The sequence below is a fragment of the Bradyrhizobium sp. BRP19 genome, from assembly GCF_020194195.1.
GTDB classification, from domain to species: domain Bacteria; phylum Pseudomonadota; class Alphaproteobacteria; order Rhizobiales; family Xanthobacteraceae; genus Bradyrhizobium; species Bradyrhizobium yuanmingense.
This window is the reverse complement of sequence record NZ_JADYVZ010000035.1, coordinates 1-24,464: the sequence shown is the minus strand read 5'-3', so window position 1 is coordinate 24,464 and position 24,464 is coordinate 1. Positions and strand designations below refer to the sequence as shown.

Below are 24,464 nucleotides of genomic sequence, written 5' to 3'. Positions count from 1 at the left end.
CTCTGATGGCAGCGCCGCTGACATCCGCTTCCAGACCATACACGAACGTGCCGGACTGCCAGTTATAGCCGATTTGGCCGCCGCCGAATCCGCCCTTGGGGCTCACATCCAGGGTGAACGGCCCAGTCCCGCCCGTGACGACATAGCCGGGCACCGTCCCGGTTGCGAGCGCGCCGGGATCGAAGCTCGCGGTCGGATCGCTCCAGCCATAACCGCCATGCACGCCGGCATAAAAACCGGTCCAGCTGAATGCGACCGGCGCGGGCGGCGCCTTGGTGTAAGCCCTGCCGAGATCGGCCGCGGAGGCGGCGTGGGAGAGACAGAGAGCCGAGAGCAGGAGAGTACCAGAGACAATGGATTTCATGACTTCCCTCAAATTGCGCCGAGAGGCGGCGCACCCATGGAACGATCGACTCCCGGCTTTTTCCGACCTAATTCACGGCGGTGATCGCAACCAGCATCCGCATGCGCGTTTGCCACCGTGCCCCTAGTCGCAATAGCAGAAGCCATAGACCGCGCCGATCTTCGCAATGTGAATATCCGCACTGGTCTTTCGCGACGTGGTGTCTGCGTTCGACCTGAAAATGGTCGTGGTGCCCAGGGTCTGCGTGCTCGAGCTGGTCCGTGTCTCGTTGCGGTCGATGTCGAAGTGCATGTAGCGATATTCGCCGCGCAATGACCATCGCTGCGTCAGCTTGAACTCGCCGCCCGCGCCGGCCGTATAACCCGCCACCCACTTGTCGTTGGGCCCCTCGAAATTGCCGGGATCGGGAAAGGTGAAATGGCCCAGCGCCAGGCCGCCGAGACCGTAAAGCATCAAGTTCGGGGTCACGAGATAGCCGGCCCGGCCGATCACGCCGACGTTCGAGCGCAATTGTTCGCTGGCCTGCATCGCCACCTGATTGACACCTGTCGTCACGACACCGTTGGAAACTTGCCGGGTATTCCTCGTTTGCTCGCCGACCGTCTTGAACGCGACATCGGAGAACAGCGTGCCTTCGATCTGACCGCCGGCCACGACATTGCCGGCTCGCCAATTGTAGCCTGCGAACAGGTCGACCATCGAGCCCGTCGTGTCGCCGACGGCATTGCCGCGGGTCGTCGTGCTGCCGACGCCATTCGTCGTCAGCACGGCGCCATTGAAATTCTGCTGGGCGGAGTCGGCCGTCGAGGCGAGGTTCTGTCGGGCGCGGCCTGCGCCGGCAGCGAAATAGGCGCCGAGATAGGGGCCCGCCCAGTGGTCGCTGGGGGCGCCAGGCATCGCGGCCATGGCCGAACGCGGTCCGCCTTCACCGAACCGGTAGACCATGCCGATCTTCCCGGTGTGGAAATCGGCATTGATCTGACGATGGGTACTGTCGGTGGACACAGAGGTCCTGGAGGATCCGGTCGATTGCGAGTTCGATGCGAATTTGCTGGATTGGTCGCGGTCGAAGCCGTAATGCGCATAGCGATACTCGCCACGCAGCGACCAATTGCCTGTCAGCTTCACTTCGCCGCCGGCGCCCAATGTGTAGCCGGCCACCCACTTGCCGCTGGAATCGCCGCGGCTGAAGTCCCCGTCTGCGTTAGTGAAATGCCCCAGCGCCAGACCCCCGAGGCCGTAGAGCAGCACGTTCGGTGTCACCAGATAACCGGCCCGGCCGATCACGCCGACATTCGAACGCAGCTGCTGCGGAGCCTGGCTCGCGGCGGTTTGCGAGCCCGAGAACCGCGAGGTGACAGCTCCGTTCGAGGTGTCGACTGAGGTGAATGTCTGAGGACCGATGGTGTTGAACGTAACGTCGGAGAACACCGAGCCTTCGATCTGCCCGCCGGCCACGACATTGCCGGCGCGCCAATTGTAGCCCGCGAAAAGATCGACCATCGAGCCCGTCACGTCCCCGACGGGACGGCCGCGCGCCGATTCAGTGCTGGTGGAGGTCGTGGTCCCGACGCTGGTGGTCGTGCTCGTCCTGCTGTTGTTCGTTGCGATGGTTTCCGCCGCACGTCCGGCACCGGCACCAAAATAGGCACCGATATAGGGTCCCGCCCAGCCGTCGCTCCAGGCCGGGCCCGGCGGTGCCGCCATCGCCGACCGCGCGCCTGACGCGCCGAATTGGTAAACCAGTCCAACCTTGCCGACGTGGAAATCGGCATCGATATGCCGCCGGTGGACGGTGCTGTTGGTGGACGTGTTGGTGCCGCCGCCCGATACGGACGTCGACGAGTTGCCTGACGGCTCGTTACGGTCATATCCGAAATGCATGTAGCGGTATTCGCCGCGCAGCGACCAGCTGTCCGTCAGCTTGACCTCGCCGCCCGCGCCCGCGACATAACCGGCCACCCATTTGCCGTTCTTGTCGCTGACCTGCGCTTCCGGGTCGGGATAATTGTCGGGATAGGTCAGGTGCCCCAGCGCCAGTCCTCCGAGGCCGTACAGCAGCACATTCGGTGTCACCAGATAACCGGCCCGGCCGATCACGCCGACGTTCGAGCGCAATTGCTGCCGGTCCTCGATGCTGTTCGTCCCCGATTCTGTCGAGGTGACGACGCCGTTGTCGCTCGACACCGAGCTGTATGCCTCGTTGCCGACCATCCTTGTGGTGACGTCGCTGAACAGGGTGCCTTCGATCTGCCCGCCGACCACGACATTGCCGGTTCGCCAATTGTAGCCCGCGAACAGATCGACCATCGAACCGGTCATGTCGCCGGCGAGATTGCCGAATCCTGATCGCGTGAACGCCGACGACCCGCCGAGACTGCTGGCATTGCCTTCGTCGTCGATTCTCGTGGAGGTCTGCCTTGCCCGCCCGGCGCCGGCGCCGACGTAAGCACCGATATAGGGGCCGGCCCAGCTGTCACCCCAGGCGCCTGCGAATGAAGACCCGCGTGCTGCCGAAGGTATCGCCGCCATTGCGGACAGCGGCCCGGAATCACCGAATTGGTAGACCAGACCGATCTTGGCCAGGTGGAAATCAGCATTTATGCGTGACGAAAAGGATTGACTGCTAGTCGAGACGGACGTGGTTGCGCCCGTCGCCGAGTTGGCCGTTGAGCTGGCGGCTGCGCTCCGGTTGAAGCCAAAGTTCAGATACCGATACTCGCCGCGCAGCGACCAATTGCCGGTCAGCTTCAGCTCGCCGCCGGCGCCGACCGTGTAGCCGGCCACCCATTTGTTGTTGTCACCGCCGAAAGGATCGGCGCCGTCGGCAAAGGTAAAGTGACCGAGCTCGAGGCCGCCGAGGCCATACAGCAGCAGATCCGGACGCGCGAGAAAACCGACCCGGCCGATCAGCCCGACCCGCGAGCGCAGCTGCTGGTTGCTCTGCACGATCGCCGTGCGGGCACCCGTCGAGGTCACCGCCCCGAGCAGCACGTTGGTGCTGACGCTGTTGAGCGTCTCGTTGCCGAACGGCTTCAACGCGACATCGGAAAAGACCGTGCCTTCGACCTGCCCGCCCGCCACGATACTCCCGGCCTGCCAATTATACCCCGCGAACAGATCGACCATCGAACCGGTCACATCGCCCGCAAGATTGCTCGCGGTCGTTCCGGCCAAGGTCGAGCTCGACGTCACAACACCGGCGTTTGTCGAGACAGAACTGTTACCGAAACGGCCCGTCGAGGATTCCGTCACACGTCCGGCACCCGCGCCGAAATAGGCGCCGATATAAGGCCCCGCCCAGCTATCCACCCAAGCGGGTCGGGGTGGCGCCTTCACAGAGAGGTCGGCGGCCAGAGCTCCTGCAGAAACCATGATCGAGGCGCCAGCCAATGAAGCGCCCGTCAGTGATGTCAGCTTTTTCACTCCACCCCCCAATTCCAATTCCAAAGCAGGCGCTCCAAAACCACAGGAACGCGCCCCGTCAAAAGGCGTAGCGCACCACGCCCTTGCCGCCGTCGTTTGATGGCTAAGTTACTGACACGTCATGGCCATCGGCTTCTTGTCCTGGCCTGCACCCGAGTTGAACGATTCCGCATCGTCTGCCCTTTTCGGAATCCATGTTGCTCGGTGGATACATTCGCCCGTTCAAAGCATGACGAAGTTTGACAGCGGCGCGCTCGACTTAGACTGGCGCGCGCAGCCAATTGGTTCTCGCAGAGAATGCGGCGCTTTACCGCACACGTAGCGCTTGCGCCGCGATAAACTCTGCGGCGGTATCAAGTTACACCTGAACTTTGCCGTGCAACGATGTCCAAGGTCGTATTCGCTTCGGATCAGCTTCCCGCGCATCTTGACGAAGGTGCGCGCCAGCGGCTGTGGCTCGACCTGTTCACCGACCATTTGTGCGCGGCGGACATTTCGTTCTTTCCCGATGCGCCGTTTTACTCGCGGTCCGAATTCCTGAAACTCGGCGATATCGCGGTCACCCAGCTTGAGGCTAATATTCAGACGGCAGTTCGTACCCAGCGTCACGTCGAAGCCGATACCCGCGGCGACTACATCATCGGCACCACGTTCAACGGTGTGAGTACGCTGATCAGGCAGGAAGGCCGCGAAGCCATTCGCGGCGCGGGGGAGGCGATGCTCTATACCAACGCCGCGCCGATCGCGTCGCAACTTGATGGGCCGATCGCCTTTCGCGGCATCACGGTGCCGCGCGCGCTGCTGGCCGAGCGGCTGCCGAATTTCGAGGACCTTGCCTTGACGCCGTTGGCTGCATCGCCGGCCTTGCGTCACCTGGAGCGCTATCTCGCCATCGTCATCGACTCCGACATCGATGCCGACCTCGTGCTGAAGGAGAACATCGGCACGCATCTCATCGATCTGGTCGCGCTGGCCCTCGGCGCCCGCGGCGATTCAGCCGAGCTTGCGACGCGGCGCGGGTTGCGTGCCGCGCGGCTGCAGGACGTGATCGCAGATATCAGGGGGCGTTTCGCTGATCCGTCGTTTTCGCCGAGCGAACTTGCACGCAAGTTAGGGCTTTCGCCGCGTTACGTCCAGGAACTGCTGCAGGAGACCGGATCGAGCTTTACCGAACGTGTCACCGAGCTGCGGTTGCAGAAGGCACGGAAGATGCTGCTCGATTCCCGCTACAACCGATCGAAGATCAGCGATATCGCCTATGCCTGCGGATTCAACGAGGTGTCCTACTTCAACCGCTGTTTCCGCCGCCGCTTCGGAACTTCGCCGAGGCATTATCGGCGCGATGTCGGCGAGCCGATGTGATCGGACGCGCAGTCCGGCGCTCCGCTGGGCTCGCGTCCACCACGCACCATGATCGCCTCCGATCGCGTCGTGGCTGCGGCTTGCCAGGCGGAGACACCTTGCCGCCCCTGTTGGTGTTGAGGCAAAATGTCCGCAAGAAAGTCAGGGCTATCGCATATGACTAGTGGCGGCCTGCGCGCACTCCGCCCTCATCCTGAGAGCCCGCCTAAAGCGGGCGTCTCAAATGCGGTAGCCCCGCGCAAGGCAGGGAGGTCAGCATGTCACTGCTCGGCAAGGCCGCCGTCGCGATGTGGTGGAGTGTCCGCCCGGAGCAGCGCAGCGAGTTCGGTGACTGGCATTCGCACGAGCACTTTCCCGAGCGGATGAGCATTCCCGGCTTTCGCCGGGGTTCGCGCTGGACCAGCGCGACGGATGCCGAGGGCTTCTTCGTGCTCTACGAGCTCGAGCACTACGGCGTTCTCACGTCGAAGGGATATCTCGACCGGCTCAATGCGCCGACGCCGTGGTCGACGAAGATGATGCCGCATCATCTCGGCATGGTGCGCAGCCAGTGCCGGATCGCCGCGAGCTTTGGCGGCGGCATCGCAGGCGCGCTCGCCACCATCAGGCTGTCGCCGCTCAACGGACGGGCCGCCGAGCTGCAGGCCCACCTTCTCGATACGCTTGGCGCTCTCGCCTCCAAGCCGGGGCTGACGGGCGCCCACCTCCTCCTGACCGATACGCCCAAGACGAGTTCGCCCACCACTGAACAGCAAATCCGCGGCAATGACGGTGCCGCCGACTGGATCATTCTGTTGTCAGGTTACGATATCGATGCGGTTGACGCTGTCATCGCCGGACAGCTCTCGCCGCCATCGCTTCAAAGAGCGGGCGCGCAGGATGGTCCGACGCCAGGTCGTTACAGATTGGCGTTCACAATGACACCGAATGACGTTGGGGCCTAGGCCGAGCCGATCAAAGAGCGCGCCGCTGCTCCGCAAAGAACTTCCTTGCCGCGGCTTGAAGTCTGCGCCCATCGTTTGGTCGTAGACCGACAATGAGCGCCTCCTGAACTCATTTGGGCGTCGAGCTCTTCTTGGAGGATTGTCCGCCAGGGGTGCTGCTGCCCGAGCCGTCCGTGGTGCCGGTCGACGAGGTCCCGGTCGTCATGCCGCCTTTGGTTTTGTCATTGTTCTTCGTGGTGTCGCTTGTTCCGCCCACCCCGGATTGCGCGCCTCCCTGTTGCTGACTGGGTTGCGCCATTGCGGTGGATCCCATCATCGAGGCGATCACTGCGCCCAGCATGAGCTTCTTGATCATCTGATTGTCTCCTGTTCTGACTGCCAACAACAAGCCGATACGCTCCGTGTTCCTCACGTGCGCGGTTAAACCTGGAGAGAGCTTCTGCGCTGTGCGGCCCCTTTGCAGGCAGGGTTCTCGCATATGAGGGTTCGCGGTCCCGGCACCCGCGACAAAAAATCCGCAAAGCCCTGTCGGATCGGCGGCTTGCCCGTCGTCCTCGTGACATGAATGGGCCATAGAGGCCAGCTCGGGCCCATCAATCATCGAAGGATAACAACCATGCCCAATACCGTCCGCCTGCACCGCGTTCTCGCCACCAGCCCGGAGAAGGTCTATCGCGCCTTCCTGGAAGCCGATGCGATGGCGAAATGGCTTCCGCCGAACGGCTTTACCTGCACCGTGCATCATTTCGAGCCCAAGGTCGGCGGCACGTTCAAGATGTCGTTCCGGAACTTCACGACGGGCAACAGCCATTCGTTCGGCGGCGAATATCTCGAGCTCGTGCCGGGCGAACGTCTCCGCTACACCGACAGATTCGACGACCCCAACCTGCCCGGCGAAATCCAGGTGACCGTGATCCTGAAGAAAGTCTCGGTCGGCACCGAGATCGACATCACGCAGGCCGGTATCCCCGACGTCATTCCACCGGAGGCGTGCTATCTCGGCTGGCAGGAATCGCTGCGTAATCTGGCCAGGCTCGTCGAGCCGGAGATCAATGAATAGCGGTCAGTATCTTAGGGTGGGCAAAGCGACTTGTCCGCCGTAGCTCGACGAGCGAAGGCGGAAGCGTGCCCACCAACGGTCTCTCAACCTCGCAAAGATGGTGGGCACGGCGCGCGAAGAGCGCGCCTTTGCCCACCCAACGGCACTTGCCAGATGGCGCGCACGGCGGAGCGCGCCTTTGCCCACGCGGCGGCACTGGTGTGCGGTCTTGATATGCATCAAGCCGTCAAGACGGCGAAGCGGCTAGGAGCAGAAGTCTTCCCTGCGCGCGTCGGAGGCGAAATGATGCGATCTGCTGTCGAATGGTTGATCATTGCCGGTGTTGCCGCCGGTTTCGTCACCGCGGCCAAGGGCGAAGACGTCGATATCGGCAAGGCGGAATTTCAGTCTTCGTGCGCGAGCTGTCATGGCGCCGATGCAAGGGGCAGCGGACCCGTCAGCAGTCAGCTCAAGATCCGGCCTTCCGACTTGACCATGTTGACCAAGAACAACAACGGGGTGTTTCCCACCAACGCCGTTTACGAAACCATATACGGGTCGAAATCGGTTCCGGCGCACGGCACCCGTGAAATGCCGATCTGGGGCGAGCGGTTCAACCCCATCGTCAACCTGCCTCACGCCGTCGATTCCTATTACTGGCAAAAGGCAGGGCCGCAGCAGAACCCGGAGGTCGTCGTGCGGACTCGCATTCTCGCGGTGATCGACTACCTGAACCGAATTCAGCAGAAATAGCGATCGAACAGCGTCGCCGCACAGACGCCGAACGCCGCCTGCTATGCCTTCGCGGCAGGCCCTCCGCCTGCCGTCCAGCGCTCGGGATCCGGACTGTGCCCGATCAGCGCCAGGCCATAGGCGATCGACTCGAACTGGTCGCCGGACATCAGGCGCTCGTTGCCGAAGCGGTCAGCGAACAATTTTCGGACCGCAGGCACAAACGAGGTGCCGCCGGTCAGAAACACCTTCTCCACCTCGCGCGCGGCGATGCGGGCCTCGGCCAGCACCTTGTCGACGGTGGCACCTAACCGGGCGATGTCGTCGGCAATCCAGGCTTCGAATTTCTTCCGCGTGATGGCCGCGCCGATGTCGACGCCGCCGCCCCTAAAGCGGAAGTCCACCTCGTCCTGCGCCGAGAGCGCCACCTTGGCGTCGGACACCGCGCGGTAAAGCGCAAAGCCGAGGTCGAGATCGACGATAGTGATGAAGTCCTCGAGCAGCTCGGGCTTCAGCGCGGTGCGCGCGAGCTCGCGGAGCTCGCGCAGATCGCCGTTGCTCTTCATCATCGCGAGCTGATGCCAGCGCGCCAGGTTCGTGTAGTGCCCGGTCGGGACCGGCAGCACCTTGTCGAACGAGCGGAAGCTGGAGCCCTTGCCGAGCCGCGGCGACACGATGTGGTCGACGATGCGATAGTCGAAGGTGTCGCCGGCAACGCCGATGCCGGCATGGCCGAGCGGCTCGGCGCGAAGAACGCCGCCCGTACGCGAGAAACGCATCACGGAGAAATCGCTGGTGCCGCCGCCGAAATCGGCGACCAGCACGGTGGCATCGCGCTCCAGCCTGCGGGCAAACGAGAACGCCGCGCCCACCGGCTCGTAGACATAGCGCGCGTGGCCGGCGCCCAAGCGCTCGAACGCGGCGCGGTAGCGCTGCATCGCCAGCGCCTCGTCGGGATTGCCGCCGGCAAAGCGCACCGGGCGGCCGACCGTGATGTTCGCCGCCTCGAAGCCGAACTTGTCCCCGCCATGGCGGGCCAGCGTGCGCAGGAACGCCGCCAGGATGTCCTCGAATTTGTAGCGCTGCCGGAAGACTTGCGTGGTGTTGAAGCTCGAGCTCGCTGCGAAGGTCTTGAACGATTGCAGGAAACGGTAGACGTGACGTCCTTCGAGAAACTGCTCGATCGCCCATGGCCCGCCCTCCGCCTGGGCACCGGCGCCCGGCCGGTCCTCCCAGAAGCACAGCGCCGACACGTAGACGCTGTGGCGCTGCCCGCCATGGTCGAAGCGAATGGCTTCGACCCGGCGGTCGTCCGCCGCCAGCGCAACGACCGTGTTGCTCGTGCCAAAATCGATGCCGATCGAGACGGCGGGCGAGGCGCTCGACATGAACCACTCTGAATGATGCTTGGAAAGGGGGCAGAGCACTAACGGCTTTGCCGTCCCCTTGCAAGACCTGGTCCGAGATGGTCGAGCCCGGACCTCACGCCGCGTGGCTGGCAGGCACGTCGATCAGTTGGACTGATCGCCTCGACGCCAGGCCGGAAACGGATCGGCGAGAGCGGACCATGCGGCGATGTCCATGGTGGACGTATCAGGGACAAGGCATGCGTCCAGCCTGCCACGGATCTCGGCTTCGTCCATGCCGGTGCCGATGAACACGATCTCCTGGCGACGATCGCCGTACAGCTTGTCCCAATACTGGCCGAGCCGCTTGCGCCAGGCCTCATCGTTCGGCCACCGCTCCTTTGGAACGCTCGCCCACCAGAACCCCAGCGCTTCGGTCCTCACGATCGCTCCCGCCTGGCTGATCTCGCCGAGCCATTGCGGCCTCGTCGCCAGCCAGAAATGACCCTTCGCCCGGATCACGCCTGGCCAGGATGCCTTGACGAACTTGTCGAACTTCGCCGGATCGAACGGCCGGCGGGCGCGGTAGACGAAGTTCTTCACGCCATATTCCTGCGTTTCAGGCACGTGGTGGGCGAAACCATAGAGCTCCTTGTACCAGAGCGGATGCTGCTGGGCCTTCTCGAAGTCGAACCGGCCGGTGTTGAGCACGCGGTCGAACGGCACGCGGCTGTGATTGGCTTCGATGATGTCGGCTTCGGGATTCAACGAGCGGATGATCTGCCGTGCCGCCTCGCGCTGTTGCGGCGAGGCATCGTCCACCTTGTTGAGGACGATCACGTCGGCGAACTCGATCTGCTCCACGAGGAGATCGACCAGCGTCCGCTTGTCGCCGTCCAGCGCCTCGCCGCGCTCGCCGAGGAACTCGGTCGAGGAATAGTCCTTCAGCAGGTTGGCGGCGTCGACCACCGTCACCATCGTGTCCAGGTGGGCGATATCGGAGAGGCTTTCGCCCTCTTCCGAGCGGAAATCGAACGTCGCTGCGACCGGGAGCGGCTCCGAAATGCCCGTCGATTCGATCAGCAGATAATCGAAGCGCCCGCTTTCGGCGAGCGCACGTACTTCCCTCAGGAGATCGTCGCGCAGGGTGCAGCAGATGCAACCGTTGGTCATCTCCACCAGTTTCTCATCAGTCCGCGAGAGGTTGGCACCACCATCGCGGACCAGGTCCGCATCGATGTTCACCTCGCTCATGTCGTTCACGATTACCGCCACTTTCAAGCCGTGCCGATTGTTCAGGACGTGATTCAGCAAAGTGGTCTTTCCAGCCCCGAGGAAGCCGGACAAGACGGTGACGGGGAGTTTGGGCATGGAGATCGAACAGCCTCTTGAGGGGGATGGGCCGAGGACAACGAGACACGGCATCTCACTATGTAATGTTATAACATTACATTCTCTTTTCGACCTGACCCTGTCAAGGCGCTCGGCCCGCCCAAGGTTCGCCGCCTATGCCGCAATGCGGAAGAAAGAATGCTGCTATGCAAACAAGAGCATGGACGCTGGCATCTGGCATACATAGATTGTTCCCAGAAATGAGACAGCAAGACTGACTGTTCTCAAGAAAGGGATTTCCGATGTCCAAGACCGCTTCCGTCGCTCTTGCGCCCTCCTCCTCGCTGTTCGCCCGCCTGATGGCCGCGATCGACGGCTTGCTGCTGGCGAGCGCCGAAATCTCCAATCGCAACGGGGACTTGCCGCGTTTCGGCCTGTAAGAAGGCCTTCGCTCCCGCACCGAACGGGCGACGGCACAGAAGCCAAAAACACGTTGTTTGACCAAATGGCCCCGCTTGTCGGGGCCATTTCTGTTTGGCAGCGCCCTCCCTCGCAGGCGAGCGGAACTGCGACGATTAGTCCGGCGAGGCCAACCGACGATTCCGGTTGTTTGTCTACTGGCATTTCGCATACCATCCATTCAAACAAGAATGGTTGCACGATTCAAAAGTGTAAGGACGGGGAAGCGTAACGCAGGACGGAAGGCCGAGTGGCAAGTTTTGCCGCGCCCTTGGCGAAGCCTTAGCCGAAAGATGCGGATGCCGCGCGTTATCCCTGCTCATACAGTTTCTATCGGGACTGCCATGGGTGCTAGACCGCAAGGGTAATCCCGGGGCATGTGACTCGGGATGGGCTAACGCAAGCCGACAAAGAGCGGCTGCGTTGAGGGTTCGACAGGGAGTGAACAAGATGAAGCCATTCGTTCTGAATGTCGCGTTGGCGGCAATGGTGATGTCGTGCGCGAGCAGCACCGCTAGCCGTGCCGCCTGGGAGCCGGTCCGTCCGGTCGAGTTCATCGTGCCCGCGGGCACAGGCGGCGGCGCCGACCAGATGGCGCGCACCATCCAGGGCATCGTCACCAAGCACAATCTGATGAAGCAGCCGCTGGTCGTCATCAACAAGGCCGGCGGCGCAGGCGGTGAAGGCTTCCTCGATGTGAAGACGTCGGCGAACAATCCGCACAAGATCATCATCACGCTGTCGAACCTGTTCACGACGCCGCTGGCGACGGGCATCCCCTTCAACTGGAAGGATTTGACTCCGGTTGCGATGCTGGCGCTCGACGAGTTCGTGCTCTGGGTGAATGCCGAGAAACCGTACAGCTCCGTGAAAGACTATGTCGAGGCCGCGAAGAAGGCACCAAGCGGCACGTTCAAGATGGGCGGCACCGGGTCCAAGCAGGAAGACCAGATCATCACGGTCGGGATCGAGAAGGCCATCGACGCCAAGTTCACCTACATTCCCTACAAGGGCGGCGGCGAAGTCGCGGTGCAGCTGGTCGGCAACCACGTCGATTCGACCGTCAACAACCCGATCGAGGCGGTCGCGCAATGGCGCGGCGGCAAGCTCCGTCCGCTCTGCGTGTTCGACGCCCAGCCGATGGCCTATGACGAGCCGATCGCCGAGGGCAAGGCCTGGAAGGATATTCCGACCTGCAAGTCGCAGGGCCTTGCGATGGAATATCTCATGCTGCGCGGCATCTTCATGTCGCCCAAGGCCACGAAGGACCAGGTCGAATATTACGTCGAGCTGTTCAAGAAGGTCCGCGCCACGCCGGAATGGCAGGAGTTCATGAAGAGCGGCGCCTTCAACACGACCTTCCTGACCGGCGCCGATTACGCCAAGTGGATCGAGGCGGAGGAGAAGCGGCACGAAAGCCTGATGAAGGAAGCCGGCTTCCTCGCATCGAATTGAGCCTGGCATCGATGACGGCCGAGGATGCTGCGCGTCCTCGCGCCGGCAGCGACTGCGAAAGACTGCATTTCCGCCTGGAGGCCTCATGACTGAACGATCCCGAGCCGAATCCGGCCCCGCCCACAAGACGCTGGAAATCGGCATGGGGCTGCTGATCGGCGTGTTCGGCCTCATCGTGATCTTCGGCAGCCTCAAGGCCGGCATCAATTGGGGCCCGGAGGGGCCGCGCGCCGGATTTTTCCCGTTCTATATCGGCGCGGCCATCGTCGCGGCGAGTGCGATCAACGTCTGGAACGCGCAGCGCGACGACGACGGACGGTTGTTCGCCGAATGGGGGCAGCTGCGCCAGGTCATGAGCGTCGTGGTGCCGACCGCCATCTACGTCGGCACAATGCCGTTCATCGGCCTTTACGTCGGCTCGATGCTCTTCATCGCCTGGTTCATGCGCTGGCTCGGCGGCTATCGCTGGCTGACCGTCGCAGCGGTGGCGGCCGGCATGCCGGTCGTGACTTACCTCGTTTTCGAGCGCTGGTTCCTCGTCCCTCTGCCCAAGGGGCCGCTCGAGGAATGGCTCGGCCTGTGAGACCCATCCACCCATTCAATTGCTGCTGCAGGACGTTTTGACATGGAAGAGTTGGCCAATCTGTTTCACGGCTTCGCGGTCGCCCTGCAGCCCTACAACATCATGCTGATGGTGATCGGCATCACGCTCGGCGTCCTCATCGGCGTGCTGCCGGGGCTCGGGGGCGCCAACGGCGTCGCGATCCTGCTTCCGCTGACCTTCAGCATGCCGCCGACATCGGCCATCATCATGCTGTCCTGCATCTATTGGGGCGCATTGTTCGGGGGAGCCATCACCTCGATCCTGTTCAACATCCCTGGCGAGCCATGGTCGGTGGCGACCACCTTCGACGGCTATCCGATGGCCCAGCAGGGCAAGCCCGGCGAGGCCCTGACGGCGGCCTTTACCTCCTCCTTCGTCGGCGCGCTGTTTGCCGTCGTCATGATCACGCTGGTTGCGCCGCTCGTCGCGGGCTTTGCGCTTCGATTTGGGCCGGCGGAGAAGTTCGCGGTGTATTTCCTCGCCTTCTGCTCCTTCGTCGGCCTCAGCAAGGAGCCGCCGTTCAAGACCATCGCCGCAATGATGATCGGCTTTGCGCTCGCGGCGGTCGGGCTGGACTCGATCACCGGACAATTGCGGCTGACCTTCGGCATCACCGAACTGCTCAACGGCTTCGACTTCCTGATCGCCGTGATCGGCCTGTTCGGCATCGGCGAGATCCTGCTGACCATGGAGGAAGGGCTCGCCTTCCGCGGCGGCAAAGCCAGCATCAACCTTCGTGTCGTGCTCCAGACCTGGCGCGAGTTGCCCGCCTATTGGATGACATCGCTGCGGTCCTGCCTGATCGGCTGCTGGATGGGCGTCACCCCGGCCGGCGCGACGCCTGCTTCCTTCATGAGCTACGGCATCGCCAAGCGGCTGGCGCGACGCGGCAACAATTTCGGCAAGGGCGAGATCGAGGGCGTGATCGCGCCGGAGACGGCCGCACACGCCGCCGGCACCGCGGCGCTGCTGCCGATGCTGTCGCTCGGCGTGCCGGGCTCGCCGACCGCCGCCGTGCTGCTCGGCGGCCTCTTGATCTGGGGCCTGCAGCCTGGCCCGATGCTGTTCGTCGAGCAGAAGGAATTCGTCTGGGGCCTGATCGCCTCGATGTATCTCGGCAATCTCGTCGGGCTCATCGTCGTACTCACCTGCGTGCCGATCTTCGCCGCGATCCTGCGCGTACCCTTCGGCATCATCGCGCCGTTGATCCTGGTGCTCTGCGCGATCGGCGCCTATTCGGTGCACAACAGCACCTTCGACGTGATGCTGATGTTGGTGTTCGGCGTGATCGGCTATCTCCTGAAGAAGTGCAATTACCCGCTCGCGCCGCTGGTGCTCGCCATCGTGCTCGGCGACAAGGCCGAGGAAGCCTTCCGACAATCGCTGCTGGGCTCGCAAGGATCGCTCGGGGTGTTCTTCTCCAACGGCCTCGTCAGCACCATCATGGCGCTCGGCTTGGTCGCCCTGTTCTGGTCCGCGATCCAGGAAGGCTACAGCCGGCTGCGCACGTCGATGGCGTGAGGCGGGATCTGCGCAATCCGCATCGGTACCGACGCCAAATTGCCGCACTCCAGACTTCTGGAATATAGAATTCCAGAGATTGCGCCGTCCCCCGCCGACGGCGCCTCGGCGCACGCGACCAATGCAGGCCTGCAAGAACGCCAAGTGCATAGGCTTTCAACAACGCCCCGCGACGTCGCCGATCCGAGATAAAGCGCTGTAAAAACAGCCTCTTAGCTTTAATCAACTGCAATCGCCGCCATCACGCCGACGCGATCGGGCTTTACTTTTCCGCGCTCATAGCGCATGTGAACAAGCCCGCGCTATTTCGCCGCACCCTCCCGTCCTCGCTTGAATCTTGGCATATTGCATACCAGAGTGCGCGCCAGCGCATGCATAAAAATGATGGGCGCGTTTGGGAGGGTTTTTGATGACGGACATGGTGCAGTCGGCAGCAGCGGCCCCGAGTGCCGCGCGCGTAAGCGATGCCTATCGCTGGGCGCAATTGGCGATCGGTGTGGCGGCGATGGTGATGATCGCCAATTACCAATATGGCTGGACGTTCTTCGTCCCCGACATCCAGAAGACGTTCGGCTGGGATCGTGCCTCGATCCAATGGGCCTTCACGCTCTTCGTGTTGTTCGAGACCTGGCTGGTGCCGGTTGAAGGATGGTTCGTCGACAAATACGGCCCGCGCATCGTGGTGCTGGTCGGCGGCGTGCTCTGCGCCATCGGCTGGGCGATCAACGCGCAGGCGACCTCGCTGAACGGCTACTATCTCGGCATGATCATCGCAGGCATCGGCGCCGGCGGCGTCTACGGCACCTGCGTCGGCAACGCGCTGAAATGGTTTCCGGACAAGCGCGGTCTTGCGGCCGGCATTACGGCCGCGGGCTTCGGGGCGGGCTCCGCACTGACCGTCGCGCCGATCCAGGCCATGATCAAGGACAGCGGATTCCAGACCACCTTCCTCTATTTCGGCCTCGGACAAGGCATCATCATCTGCCTCCTCGCCTTCTTCCTGCTCGCGCCGAAAGCGGGCCAGGTGCCGCACGTGGTGGCGAATGCCAATATCATCCAGACCCGGCGCAACTATCAGCCGACCGAAGTGCTGCGCCAGCCGATCTTCTGGCTGATGTACTTCATGTTCGTGATCGTCGGCGCGGGTGGACTGATGGTCACCGCGAACCTGAAGCCGATCGCGGTTGACTGGAAGGTCGACAGCGTCCCTGTGACGCTGATGGCGGTGACGATGACGGCGGTGACCTTCGCGGCCACGATCGACCGCGTGCTCAACGGCCTGACGCGTCCGTTCTTCGGCTGGATCTCCGACATGATCGGCCGCGAGAACACGATGTTCATCGCCTTCGGCATGGAAGGGTTCGGCATCTGGATGCTCTACCTCTGGGGCCACGATCCGGTCTGGTTCGTGCTGCTCTCGGGCTTCGTGTTCTTCGCCTGGGGTGAGATCTACTCGCTATTCCCCTCGACCTGCACCGACACGTTCGGCACCAAGTTCGCGACCACCAATGCCGGCCTGCTCTACACCGCGAAGGGCACCGCCGCGCTGCTGGTGCCGATCGCCAACTACATGCAGCAGACATCGGGGACCTGGGACAGCGTGTTCATCATCGCGGCCGGCGCCAACATCCTGGCTTCGGTGCTGGCGATCGCGGTGCTCAAGCCCTGGCGCAAGGTCGTGGTCGCGAAATCGACGATCTGACCGGCGATACAATTCAGCAAGCACGACGCCCGGCCTCACGGCCGGGCGTTTTTCTTTGGCGATCGTCGCATCGCCTCGCCGGGGCGCGGGCGGAGCCACCAAGAAGTGACAAGTTAGGGCTTGCAATGTGGAATATCGTATACCAATCTCCGCGTCGCGCCTGCGACGATAAGCCACAATACTCGCGACACCAGGTCGTCTTGCGATCCTGTGTCACGGACAATCAGGCGCTGGGAGGTTCTCGATGATTTCCAGCCCGGACGGCGCCGTCACCGCCGCGCCGCTTCGCACCGGTTTCCGCTGGCTCCAGCTCGGCATGGGCATCGTCTGCATGGCGATGATCGCCAATCTGCAATATGGCTGGACGCTGTTCGTCGATCCGATCGATGCCGCCCACCACTGGGGGCGCACCGCGATCCAGCTCGCCTTCACCATCTTCGTCGTCACCGAGACCTGGCTGGTGCCGGTCGAGGCCTGGTTCGTCGACAAATACGGCCCGCGCATCGTCATCATGTTCGGCGGCGTGATGATCGCACTGTCCTGGATCCTCAACGCCTCCGCTGACAGCCTCACCCTGCTCTATGCGGCGGCGATCGTCGGCGGCATGGGCGCGGGTGCCGTGTACGGCACCTGCGTCGGCAACGCGCTGAAATGGTTTCCCGACCGCCGCGGCCTCGCGGCGGGCGCGACCGCCGCCGGCTTCGGCGCAGGGGCCGCGATCACCATCGTGCCGATCGCGAGCATGATCGCCTCGAGCGGCTATCAGCACGCCTTCCTCACCTTCGGCATCGCCCAGGGCCTCGTCGTGTTCGTGCTCGCCTTCTTCATCCAGCCGCCGCGCCTCTCCATTCCGCCGAAGAAGAAGCAGATCAACCTGCCGCAGACCAGGATCGATTTCACCCCGCCGCAAGTGCTGCGCAGCCCTGTTTTCTGGGCGATGTATCTCGTCTTCGTCATGGTCGCTTCCGGCGGACTGATGACTGCGGCGCAGATCGCCCCGATCGCACACGACTTCAAGATCGCCGACAAGCCGGTGACGCTCGCCGGCTTCCAGATGGCGGCGCTGACCTTCGCGATCTCGCTCGACCGCATCTTCGACGGATTCGGGCGACCCTTCTTCGGCTGGGTCTCCGACACGATCGGCCGCGAGCCCACCATGTTCATCGCCTTCGGCACCGCGGCCTTGATGCTGCTGACGCTCTCGGCCTATGGCCAGGTGCCTGTCGTCTTCGTGCTGGCCACCGCGGTGTATTTCGGCGTGTTCGGCGAGATCTATTCGCTGTTCCCCGCAACCTGCGGCGACACCTTCGGTGCGAAGTTCGCAACCACCAACAACGGCATGCTCTACACTGCGAAGGGCACGGCTTCCCTGCTCGTCCCGCTCGCGAGCGTGATCTCGACCGCCTATGGCTGGAAGGCCGTGTTCGTGGTGGCGGTGGCACTGAATGCCATGGCGGCGCTGATGGCGCTGCTCGTGATCAAGCCGCTGCGCCGCGCCTTCATCCACGGCCAGGAAGCCGAGCGCACGGACAAAGCGACCGGCACTGCCAAGACCGAGACGGCGTGAGCGGCTGAACCTTGCCGGCTTGCGAAGGGGCGCAGCGATGCGCCCCTTTCTTTTTGGGCACGGCGATAATGTCAGTACGCCTGTCGCAAGATTTTTCGGATCCGCCAAATCCAGCGCTTGACGATTGGCATTATGTATACCACACTTCCTCACCACTCACCCAGGGAGGTTGCAATGCTGGTCGGAGACATTCTGCGCAAGAAGACGCCGCGCGTTGTCACGGTACGTATGAACGAAACGGTGGGGATCGCGGCCAAGCTGATGCGCGCCAACAATATCAGCGCGCTGGTGGTCAAGGATGTGGTCCGCTCCGAGGGCAACACCGCGGTCGGCATGTTCACCGAGCGCGACGTGGTGCGCGCCGTCGCCGAGCACGGCGCGGGCGCCGTCAACGTCAAGGTCTCCCAGCTGGTCTCGGTGCAGCAGCTAGTGTCCTGCACCTCCACCGACACGATCGAGCACGTCCGGCATCTGATGAACCGTCATCATATCCGCCATCTGCCGGTGATCGACGATTACAGCCTCGTCTCCGTCATCAGCATGCGCGACATCGCCGCGGCGATGGACGAGGCGCTCAACGGCACGCCGCAAGCGGCGGCTTAAAGCATGATCCGGAAAAAGTGCGCAGCGGTTTTCAGACAAGATCATGCTCAAACAATAGACTAAAGCGCATCGCGCTTTAGAGCGGCAAAACTTCCCCCTGCGACTGCCGGCCCCGGCTCGGATCCTTCCGAGCCGGACCGGATCTTTCGTCCCAAAATCCGTCTCTGCTCGCGAGGATTTCATGAAGATCTGCATCTACGGCGCCGGCGCGATCGGCGGATATCTCGGGGTTCAGCTCGGGCGCGCGGGCGCCGACGTCAGCCTGATCGCACGCGGCGCGCACCTTGCCGCCATGCGCGAGCGCGGCCTGACGCTGCTCGCGGGCGAGGAAAAGCACACCGTTCATCCGCGCTGCACCGATGATCCCACCGAACTCGGCGTGCAGGACTTCATCATCATCACGCTGAAGGCCCATTCGATCACCGGCGTGATCGAAAAGATGCAGCCGCTGCTCGGGCCTCACACCCGCATCGTCACCGCCGTCAACGGCGTTCCCTACTGGTACTTCTACAAGCACGGCGGTCAATATGAGAACTCGACGCTGGAGAGCATCGATCCCGGCGGCCGGCAGTGGCGTGAGCTGGGGGCCGAGCGCGCCATCGGCTGCATCGTCTATCCCGCCACCGAGATCGAGGCGCCCGGCGTGATCCGCCACGTCTACGGCAACAACTTTCCGCTCGGCGAGCCCTCGGGCGAGATCACCTCCGACGTGCAGCACCTCGCCGATCTCTTCGTCGCCGCCGGCCTGAAGGCTCCCGTGCTCGACCGCATCCGCGACGAGATCTGGCTGAAGCTCTGGGGCAATGTCTGCTTCAACCCGATCAGTGCGCTGACCCACGCCACGCTCGACGTGATCTGCACCGATCCCGCCACGCGCGCGCTGTCGCGCGCGATCATGGTAGAGACGCAAGCCATCGCCGAGACCTTCGGCGTCAAGTTCCGCGTCGACGTCGAGCGCCGCATCGAGGGGGCGCGCAAGGTTGGCGCGCACAAGACCTCGATGCTGCAGGATCTCGAGCGCGGCCGCCCGATGGAGATCGATCCGCTCGTCACCGTGGTGCAGGAGATGGGCCGGCTCACCGGCATCCCGACGCCCGCGCTGGATTCGGTGCTGGCCATGGTGACGCAGCGCGCCCGCATCGCCGGCCTCTATGACGGCGTCTCGACACCGGCTGATCCGCGCGCACTGGCGGTGGCGTGATGACGAGCGTGACCAAATGGCTGCGCTTCCGCCATGCCGGGACGACGGGCTTCGGCACGCTGACGTCCTCCGGCATCACCGTGCACGAGGGCGACATGTTCGGTCGCAACGCCGCAACGGGCAAGATTTTGGCGCTCTCGGAGGTCGAGCTGCTTGCGCCCTGCGTGCCCAGCAAGATCGTCGCGCTCTGGAATAATTTCCACGCGCTCGCGGCCAAACTGAACCAGCCCGAACCGCCGGAGCCGCTGTACCTGCTCAAGGCCACCACCAGCATCGCCGCACCTGGCGCCGTGATCCGCCGCCCGTCTTATTACGACGGCAAGACCACCTATGAGGGCGAGCTCGGCATTGTCATCGGCAGGACCTGCGCCCGTGTCTCGCCAGATGAGGCCGACAGCTTCATCTTCGGCTACACCTGCGTCAACGACATTACCGCCAACGACATCCTGACGCGCGACCCCACCTTCGCCCAATGGGCCCGCGCCAAGGGCATCGACGATTACGGTCCGTTCGGCCCTGTGATCGCGACCGGTCTCGATCCGGCAAAACTCACGGTTCGCACCATCCTCAACGGCGCGGAGCGGCAGAACTACCCGATCTCGGACATGATCTTCAGCGCGCAGGAGCTGGTGAGCAGGATCTCGCACGACATGACCCTCTCGCCCGGCGACCTCATCGCGGTCGGCACCTCGGTCGGCGTCGGCGTGATGAAGGAGCCCGTCAACACGGTGACCGTCGCGATCGACGGCATCGGCGAACTCACCAACGAATTTCGGCTGTAGACTTTTTCGCCGCCGCAGAGCAGCAAAATTGATCTAGCGCAAACCCGCCGTCGCGGCCAAGGCTACCCTCCCCGGCAAAAGATTGATTTCTGATGCAAGGGAGGACGCACATGTCGAATGCCGGCAACGCACTGCTGTGGACCGTGCTGTACGTCGCTCTCTCGTTCGCCGCGATCTTCGTGGTCTGGTTCGCCGATAGGATTCGGTCGAACTTGCTCGGGAAGCGATAGCCCCAGGGCACGTTGCTTCGTCCTAGCGCTGGCGGCTGGCCTGGGTGCAAGCGGGCCGGCACAGGGACGTGGGCGCCACCTCGCATCTTCCCGCAGCGCCTGGCGTTGACGGAATCCCGGTGCTGCGCGCTCCCGGCAAGCCCAGCGGGCCCCTGTCGGCACCAAGGGTCGGTCGCGCTCCGAAACATCCAGACACATCACATCTTCGCGCGCCCGAGCAATGCCGCCAACATGTCCCGTGCGCGCCGCAACTTGGACGCATTCGGCCGCCCTTTTGGGAGGCGTGTCTGGGGGCACGGCATGACCGTGTTTGGACCAAACCTTCTAGGGGTATCACTGTGAAGAAGATTGTATTTGCTCTGGGTGCCACGCTTGCTTTTGCGACGGCTGCAAACGCTGCGGATCTGCCGCGCCGGCAGCCGGTGCCAGCCTATCCGGGCGAGCAGGCGCCAATCGGCAAGATGCCGATCGGCAAGAGCCCGATTGGAAAGGCCCCGATCGGCAAGGCGCCGGGCCCGGTCGCCGCGCGCTACTGACGCGCAGCGAAATACGCGTCAGACATTTGCGCTCGATGGTCGAGGGGGAATAGCGTGACGAACAAAGCTGGTCGATCGGGATCCTGCATCCTCGCGGGCTTCGCTCTTGCAGCTATGCTCTCATGCACGACGCCCTCGGCCTCGGCCCATGAGACCGACAAGCAGACCGACAAGCAGACCGACAGGCGCGTTGCCGATGCGAACGCGCTTGCTACGACCGACACTGCCTCGCGGCCACAGCCGCAATCGACGCGGCGCTCGGTCGCGCGGGCGGAGAAAGGCCCCTATTACGTCGACTTCCGCGCCCGCACGGCTGCGAGCTGGGGCCATGCCTTCGTCTGGTACGGCAAGACCAGCGAGAAGGCCGTCGAGGTTGCGGGCCTGACGCCGGCGGGCGATACGCTCGCTTACGTGCTCGGTCACATTACCTTTGTGCCATCCGAGACCGGCGCCAGCTACGGCGATCTCGATCCGGAATATCTGACCGCGAGCTATCGGGTCTATCTCAACGAAGCCGACGCCAAGCGCGTGTTCGCCTACATCAAGGAGTTGCAGGCCAGCTCGCCGGTCTGGAATGCCGAGACCATAAACTGTACCGGCTTCATCGGCGACATCGCGGAGTTCATGGGATTGAAGGTCCCCCATCGCTGGCAGCGCCCGGAAAACTTCGTCAACAGCCTCAAGGAAATCAACGGCGGGCGGCAGATGGTGCGGTTGTCGGCGAAGTAGCTCTTCGCCCCATACTCGGTGTCATTGCCCGCGGAGGCGGGCAATCCAGTATTCCAGAGACTGCGAGGGTAGAGCCGAGAGGTCGCGGCGTACTGGATACCCCGCCTTCGCGGGGTATGACGGCGGAGTTTGAGGAAAGAGCTTGCCCTCATCAGGCAGCAGCGCACCCCAATTATCCGCCCCGCGGAATCTCCTCGCCTTCCGCATGGTCGCCCCGCCGGGCGGCGCAATAGACTTTTCCCACCCCCAGCGGCATCCTGCCGCCATCAACCGAGAACAAAGCGCCACGCGGGGCGCGGGGGGAAACAGATCATGTTGCAGACACGGTTCACCAAGCTCGTCGGCGTCCAGCACCCGATCGTTCAGGGCGGCATGCAATGGGTCGGACGCGCCGAGCTGGTCGCAGCCGTCGCCAATGCCGGCGCGCTCGGCTTCATCACCGCGCTGACCCAGCCGACGCCGGAGGACCTGACCAAGGAGATCGCGCGCTGCCGCGACCTCACGGACAAGCCGTTCGGCGTCAACCTCACCATCCTGCCGGCGATCAAGCCGCCGCCCTATGCCGAATACCGCGCCGCGATCATCGAGAGCGGCATCAAGGTGGTCGAGACCGCCGGCAACAAGCCGCAGGAGCATGTCGACGAGTTCAGGAAGCACGGCGTCAAGGTCGTGCACAAATGCACCAGCGTCCGCCACGCGCTCTCGGCCGAGCGGATGGGCGTCGACGCCATCTCGATCGACGGCTTCGAATGCGCCGGCCATCCCGGCGAGGACGACACGCCCGGCCTGATCCTGATCCCGGCCGCCGCCGACAAGATCAAGATCCCGATGATCGCCTCGGGCGGCTTTGCCGATGGCCGCGGCCTCGTCGCGGCGCTGGCGCTGGGAGCCGAGGGCATCAACATGGGCACCCGTTTCATGGCCACCAAGGAGAGCCCGATCCATCAGCTCATCAAGGAGAAGATCGTCGCCAATGACGAGCGCGAGACCGAGCTGATCTTCCGCACCATGCGCAACACCTCGCGCGTGGCCAAGAACGCGGTCTCGACCAAGGTCGTCGCGATGGAGAAGGAAGGCGCCAAGTTCGAGGACATCCGCGAGCTCGTCGCCGGTGCCCGCGGCAAGATGGTCTATGCCACCGGCAATTCCGACGAAGGCATCTGGTCGGCCGGCCAGGTGCAGGGCCTGATCCAGGACATCCCGAGCTGTGCCGAGCTCGTCTCCCGCATCGTGCGCGAGGCGGAGGCGATCATTCGCAGCCGGCTCGAGGGGATGATCGTTCAGTCACAACGCGAAGCGGCGGAATAATCACTGCAAGACGTGAGAGTATTGCATGAAAGCCTACGTCTACGGCCCTGAAGGCGCGAGGATTTCCGACGTCGCTCAACCAAAGCCCAAAGGCACGCAGGTGCTCGTCCGCGTTCGCGCCTGCGGCCTCAACCGCGCCGACACCGGCATGCGCAAGGGCCACGCCCATGGCGCGGCCGGCGGCGTCGGCACCGTGCTGGGCATGGAATGGGCCGGCGAGGTCGCCGAGCTCGGGCCCGATGCGAAGGGCGTGAAGATCGGCGACCGCATCATGGGATCGGGCGGCGCGGCGTTCGCCGAGTATACGCTGGCCGATCACGGCCGGCTGCTCCATACGCCCTCGAACATGAATTTCGAGGAGGCCGCCACCCTCCCCGTCGCGCTCGCGACCATGCACAACGCCGTCGTCACGATCGGCGGGGTGCAGGCTGGCCAGAGCGTGCTGGTGCAGGGCGCGAGCTCTGGCGTCGGGCTGATGGCGATGCAGATCGCCCGGCTCAAGGGCGCGAAGCTGGTGATCGGCTCGTCCACCGACGCGTATCGCCGCGGCCGGCTGAAGGAGTATGGCGCCGACCTCGCCGTCGACAGCTCCGATCCGAAATGGGTCGACGAGGCGCTGAAGGCGACGAACGGCGAAGGCGTCGACCTCGTCGTCGACCAGGTCTCGGGCAAGGTCGCCAACCAGAACCTCGCCGCGACGAAGATCAAGGGCCGCATCGTCAATGTCGGTCGCCTCGGCGGCACCCATGCCGACTTCAATTTCGACCTGCACGCGGCCCGCCGCATCGACTATGTCGGCGTCACCTTCCGTACCCGTACCATCGAGGAGGTCCGCGAGATCTTTGCCGAGGTCCGCAGGGACATCTGGTGCGCGGTGGAATCGCGCAAGCTGCAACTGCCGATCGACAAGGTGTTCGCGTTCGACGACATCGACCAGGCGTTCGCGCACATGGAAGCGAACAAGCATCTCGGGAAGATCGTGGTGACGGTGCCGTAGGGCGCCGGCAGCGGCCCGGTAGGGTGGGCAAAGCGAAGCGTGCCCACGATCTGCATCCATCGCGGACGAATGGTGGGCACGGCGCTAACGCGCCTTTGCCCACCCTTGTAATAGCGCAATCGGATATTGATTGGGGTGTTCCGAGAGGAATGGCCTGCCGGGGCTGCAACCCCGGCAGGCCGCTGGCGATCGGATCGAGCCCACCCAGAGCAGTTTGTGGCTGCC

Annotated in this window: 21 protein-coding genes and 1 pseudogene; 17 read left to right on the top strand and 5 right to left on the bottom strand. The window is 63.6% G+C overall.

Going from position 1 to position 24,464, the window contains the following annotated elements; genetic code table 11:
* Window positions 1–364, bottom strand: a pseudogene (locus I6F36_RS37580) (hypothetical protein); the annotation flags it as partial.
* 123 nt (window positions 365–487) lie between these two features.
* Window positions 488–3,790: an outer membrane beta-barrel protein gene (locus I6F36_RS37575; protein ID WP_225173205.1), complete on the bottom strand. Its 3,303-nt coding sequence runs from the start codon at window positions 3,788–3,790 to the stop codon at window positions 488–490.
* A gap of 384 nt (window positions 3,791–4,174) precedes the next feature.
* On the opposite strand from I6F36_RS37575, the gene I6F36_RS37570 reads away from it, so the two are divergent.
* Both I6F36_RS37570 and I6F36_RS37565 read left to right on the top strand, forming a co-directional pair.
* Window positions 4,175–5,152: an AraC family transcriptional regulator gene (locus I6F36_RS37570; RefSeq protein WP_109144350.1), complete on the top strand. Its 978-nt coding sequence runs from the start codon at window positions 4,175–4,177 to the stop codon at window positions 5,150–5,152.
* Between the two features lie 257 nt (window positions 5,153–5,409).
* Entirely contained in the window at window positions 5,410–6,096 is a 687-nt protein-coding gene (locus I6F36_RS37565) for a hypothetical protein (RefSeq protein ID WP_225173204.1), read from the top strand.
* 109 nt (window positions 6,097–6,205) lie between these two features.
* On the opposite strand, the gene I6F36_RS37560 is transcribed toward I6F36_RS37565, so the two are convergent.
* Window positions 6,206–6,451, bottom strand: coding sequence for a hypothetical protein (locus tag I6F36_RS37560; RefSeq protein WP_036005707.1), 246 nt, complete (start codon window positions 6,449–6,451; stop codon window positions 6,206–6,208).
* 261 nt (window positions 6,452–6,712) lie between these two features.
* On the opposite strand from I6F36_RS37560, the gene I6F36_RS37555 reads away from it, so the two are divergent.
* Both I6F36_RS37555 and I6F36_RS37550 read left to right on the top strand, forming a co-directional pair.
* Entirely contained in the window at window positions 6,713–7,156 is a 444-nt protein-coding gene (locus I6F36_RS37555) for an SRPBCC family protein (protein WP_036023321.1), read from the top strand.
* A 153-nt stretch (window positions 7,157–7,309) separates the two neighbouring features.
* Complete coding sequence (locus I6F36_RS37550) at window positions 7,310–7,888, top strand: cytochrome c (RefSeq protein WP_225173203.1); 579 nt, start codon at window positions 7,310–7,312, stop codon at window positions 7,886–7,888.
* Window positions 7,889–7,929: 41 nt separating this feature from the next.
* On the opposite strand, the gene I6F36_RS37545 is transcribed toward I6F36_RS37550, so the two are convergent.
* Window positions 7,930–9,255 (bottom strand): Hsp70 family protein, encoded by a 1,326-nt coding sequence (locus I6F36_RS37545; RefSeq protein ID WP_225173202.1) that lies wholly within the window; start codon window positions 9,253–9,255, stop codon window positions 7,930–7,932.
* A 123-nt stretch (window positions 9,256–9,378) separates the two neighbouring features.
* Window positions 9,379–10,584 carry a zinc metallochaperone GTPase ZigA gene (zigA, locus tag I6F36_RS37540; protein ID WP_225133499.1) on the bottom strand — a complete coding sequence of 402 codons (1,206 nt, stop codon included), beginning with the start codon at window positions 10,582–10,584 and terminating at the stop codon, window positions 9,379–9,381.
* Between the two features lie 263 nt (window positions 10,585–10,847).
* Here zigA and I6F36_RS37535 point away from each other — a divergent pair, with 263 nt between their 5' ends.
* The 13 genes from I6F36_RS37535 (at window position 10,848) to I6F36_RS37475 (ending at window position 24,239) form a co-directional block, all read left to right on the top strand.
* Window positions 10,848–10,985: a hypothetical protein gene (locus I6F36_RS37535; protein ID WP_167361641.1), complete on the top strand. Its 138-nt coding sequence runs from the start codon at window positions 10,848–10,850 to the stop codon at window positions 10,983–10,985.
* A 469-nt stretch (window positions 10,986–11,454) separates the two neighbouring features.
* Entirely contained in the window at window positions 11,455–12,459 is a 1,005-nt protein-coding gene (locus I6F36_RS37530; RefSeq protein ID WP_036005923.1) for a tripartite tricarboxylate transporter substrate binding protein, read from the top strand.
* A gap of 85 nt (window positions 12,460–12,544) precedes the next feature.
* Window positions 12,545–13,042: a tripartite tricarboxylate transporter TctB family protein gene (locus tag I6F36_RS37525; protein ID WP_225173201.1), complete on the top strand. Its 498-nt coding sequence runs from the start codon at window positions 12,545–12,547 to the stop codon at window positions 13,040–13,042.
* Between the two features lie 42 nt (window positions 13,043–13,084).
* A complete protein-coding gene (locus I6F36_RS37520; RefSeq protein WP_036005721.1) occupies window positions 13,085–14,584 on the top strand; it encodes a tripartite tricarboxylate transporter permease in 1,500 nt (499 codons plus the stop codon).
* Between the two features lie 409 nt (window positions 14,585–14,993).
* Window positions 14,994–16,286 carry an oxalate/formate MFS antiporter gene (oxlT, locus tag I6F36_RS37515; RefSeq protein WP_036005723.1) on the top strand — a complete coding sequence of 431 codons (1,293 nt, stop codon included), beginning with the start codon at window positions 14,994–14,996 and terminating at the stop codon, window positions 16,284–16,286.
* Between the two features lie 244 nt (window positions 16,287–16,530).
* On the top strand, window positions 16,531–17,853 hold the full coding sequence (gene oxlT / locus I6F36_RS37510) for an oxalate/formate MFS antiporter (protein WP_225173200.1): 1,323 nt from the start codon (window positions 16,531–16,533) through the stop codon (window positions 17,851–17,853).
* A 174-nt stretch (window positions 17,854–18,027) separates the two neighbouring features.
* Window positions 18,028–18,456 carry a CBS domain-containing protein gene (locus tag I6F36_RS37505; protein WP_036005729.1) on the top strand — a complete coding sequence of 143 codons (429 nt, stop codon included), beginning with the start codon at window positions 18,028–18,030 and terminating at the stop codon, window positions 18,454–18,456.
* 181 nt (window positions 18,457–18,637) lie between these two features.
* Entirely contained in the window at window positions 18,638–19,657 is a 1,020-nt protein-coding gene (locus I6F36_RS37500; protein WP_036023293.1) for a 2-dehydropantoate 2-reductase, read from the top strand.
* Window positions 19,657–20,439, top strand: a complete 783-nt coding sequence (locus I6F36_RS37495; protein ID WP_225173199.1) for a fumarylacetoacetate hydrolase family protein — start codon at window positions 19,657–19,659, stop codon at window positions 20,437–20,439. Before I6F36_RS37500 ends, I6F36_RS37495 begins: the two co-directional genes overlap by 1 nt.
* Before the next feature lie 562 nt (window positions 20,440–21,001).
* Window positions 21,002–21,205 carry a hypothetical protein gene (locus tag I6F36_RS37490; RefSeq protein ID WP_109145865.1) on the top strand — a complete coding sequence of 68 codons (204 nt, stop codon included), beginning with the start codon at window positions 21,002–21,004 and terminating at the stop codon, window positions 21,203–21,205.
* A gap of 54 nt (window positions 21,206–21,259) precedes the next feature.
* Window positions 21,260–21,934, top strand: a complete 675-nt coding sequence (locus I6F36_RS37485; RefSeq protein WP_036005736.1) for a hypothetical protein — start codon at window positions 21,260–21,262, stop codon at window positions 21,932–21,934.
* Between the two features lie 312 nt (window positions 21,935–22,246).
* Entirely contained in the window at window positions 22,247–23,242 is a 996-nt protein-coding gene (locus tag I6F36_RS37480) for a nitronate monooxygenase family protein (RefSeq protein ID WP_036005739.1), read from the top strand.
* A gap of 25 nt (window positions 23,243–23,267) precedes the next feature.
* Window positions 23,268–24,239, top strand: a complete 972-nt coding sequence (locus tag I6F36_RS37475) for a zinc-binding dehydrogenase (RefSeq protein WP_225128808.1) — start codon at window positions 23,268–23,270, stop codon at window positions 24,237–24,239.
* The last annotated feature ends 225 nt before the right edge of the window (window positions 24,240–24,464 follow it).

Excerpts from the sequence above, each read along its gene's own strand:
- I6F36_RS37520 (WP_036005721.1), top strand. The coding sequence starts at position 13,085 with ATGGAAGAGTTGGCCAATCTGTTTCACGGCTTCGCGGTCGCCCTGCAG.
- I6F36_RS37550 (WP_225173203.1), top strand. The coding sequence starts at position 7,310 with ATGGCGCGCACGGCGGAGCGCGCCTTTGCCCACGCGGCGGCACTGGTG.
- I6F36_RS37555 (WP_036023321.1), top strand. The coding sequence starts at position 6,713 with ATGCCCAATACCGTCCGCCTGCACCGCGTTCTCGCCACCAGCCCGGAG.
- I6F36_RS37480 (WP_036005739.1), top strand. The coding sequence starts at position 22,247 with ATGTTGCAGACACGGTTCACCAAGCTCGTCGGCGTCCAGCACCCGATC.
- I6F36_RS37535 (WP_167361641.1), top strand. The coding sequence starts at position 10,848 with ATGTCCAAGACCGCTTCCGTCGCTCTTGCGCCCTCCTCCTCGCTGTTC.
- I6F36_RS37475 (WP_225128808.1), top strand. The coding sequence starts at position 23,268 with ATGAAAGCCTACGTCTACGGCCCTGAAGGCGCGAGGATTTCCGACGTC.
- I6F36_RS37565 (WP_225173204.1), top strand. The coding sequence starts at position 5,410 with ATGTCACTGCTCGGCAAGGCCGCCGTCGCGATGTGGTGGAGTGTCCGC.
- I6F36_RS37545 (WP_225173202.1), bottom strand. The coding sequence starts at position 9,255 with ATGTCGAGCGCCTCGCCCGCCGTCTCGATCGGCATCGATTTTGGCACG.
- I6F36_RS37570 (WP_109144350.1), top strand. The coding sequence starts at position 4,175 with ATGTCCAAGGTCGTATTCGCTTCGGATCAGCTTCCCGCGCATCTTGAC.
- zigA (WP_225133499.1), bottom strand. The coding sequence starts at position 10,584 with ATGCCCAAACTCCCCGTCACCGTCTTGTCCGGCTTCCTCGGGGCTGGA.
- I6F36_RS37500 (WP_036023293.1), top strand. The coding sequence starts at position 18,638 with ATGAAGATCTGCATCTACGGCGCCGGCGCGATCGGCGGATATCTCGGG.
- I6F36_RS37525 (WP_225173201.1), top strand. The coding sequence starts at position 12,545 with ATGACTGAACGATCCCGAGCCGAATCCGGCCCCGCCCACAAGACGCTG.
- oxlT (WP_036005723.1), top strand. The coding sequence starts at position 14,994 with ATGACGGACATGGTGCAGTCGGCAGCAGCGGCCCCGAGTGCCGCGCGC.
- I6F36_RS37560 (WP_036005707.1), bottom strand. The coding sequence starts at position 6,451 with ATGATCAAGAAGCTCATGCTGGGCGCAGTGATCGCCTCGATGATGGGA.
- oxlT (WP_225173200.1), top strand. The coding sequence starts at position 16,531 with ATGATTTCCAGCCCGGACGGCGCCGTCACCGCCGCGCCGCTTCGCACC.
- I6F36_RS37495 (WP_225173199.1), top strand. The coding sequence starts at position 19,657 with ATGACGAGCGTGACCAAATGGCTGCGCTTCCGCCATGCCGGGACGACG.
- I6F36_RS37505 (WP_036005729.1), top strand. The coding sequence starts at position 18,028 with ATGCTGGTCGGAGACATTCTGCGCAAGAAGACGCCGCGCGTTGTCACG.
- I6F36_RS37530 (WP_036005923.1), top strand. The coding sequence starts at position 11,455 with ATGAAGCCATTCGTTCTGAATGTCGCGTTGGCGGCAATGGTGATGTCG.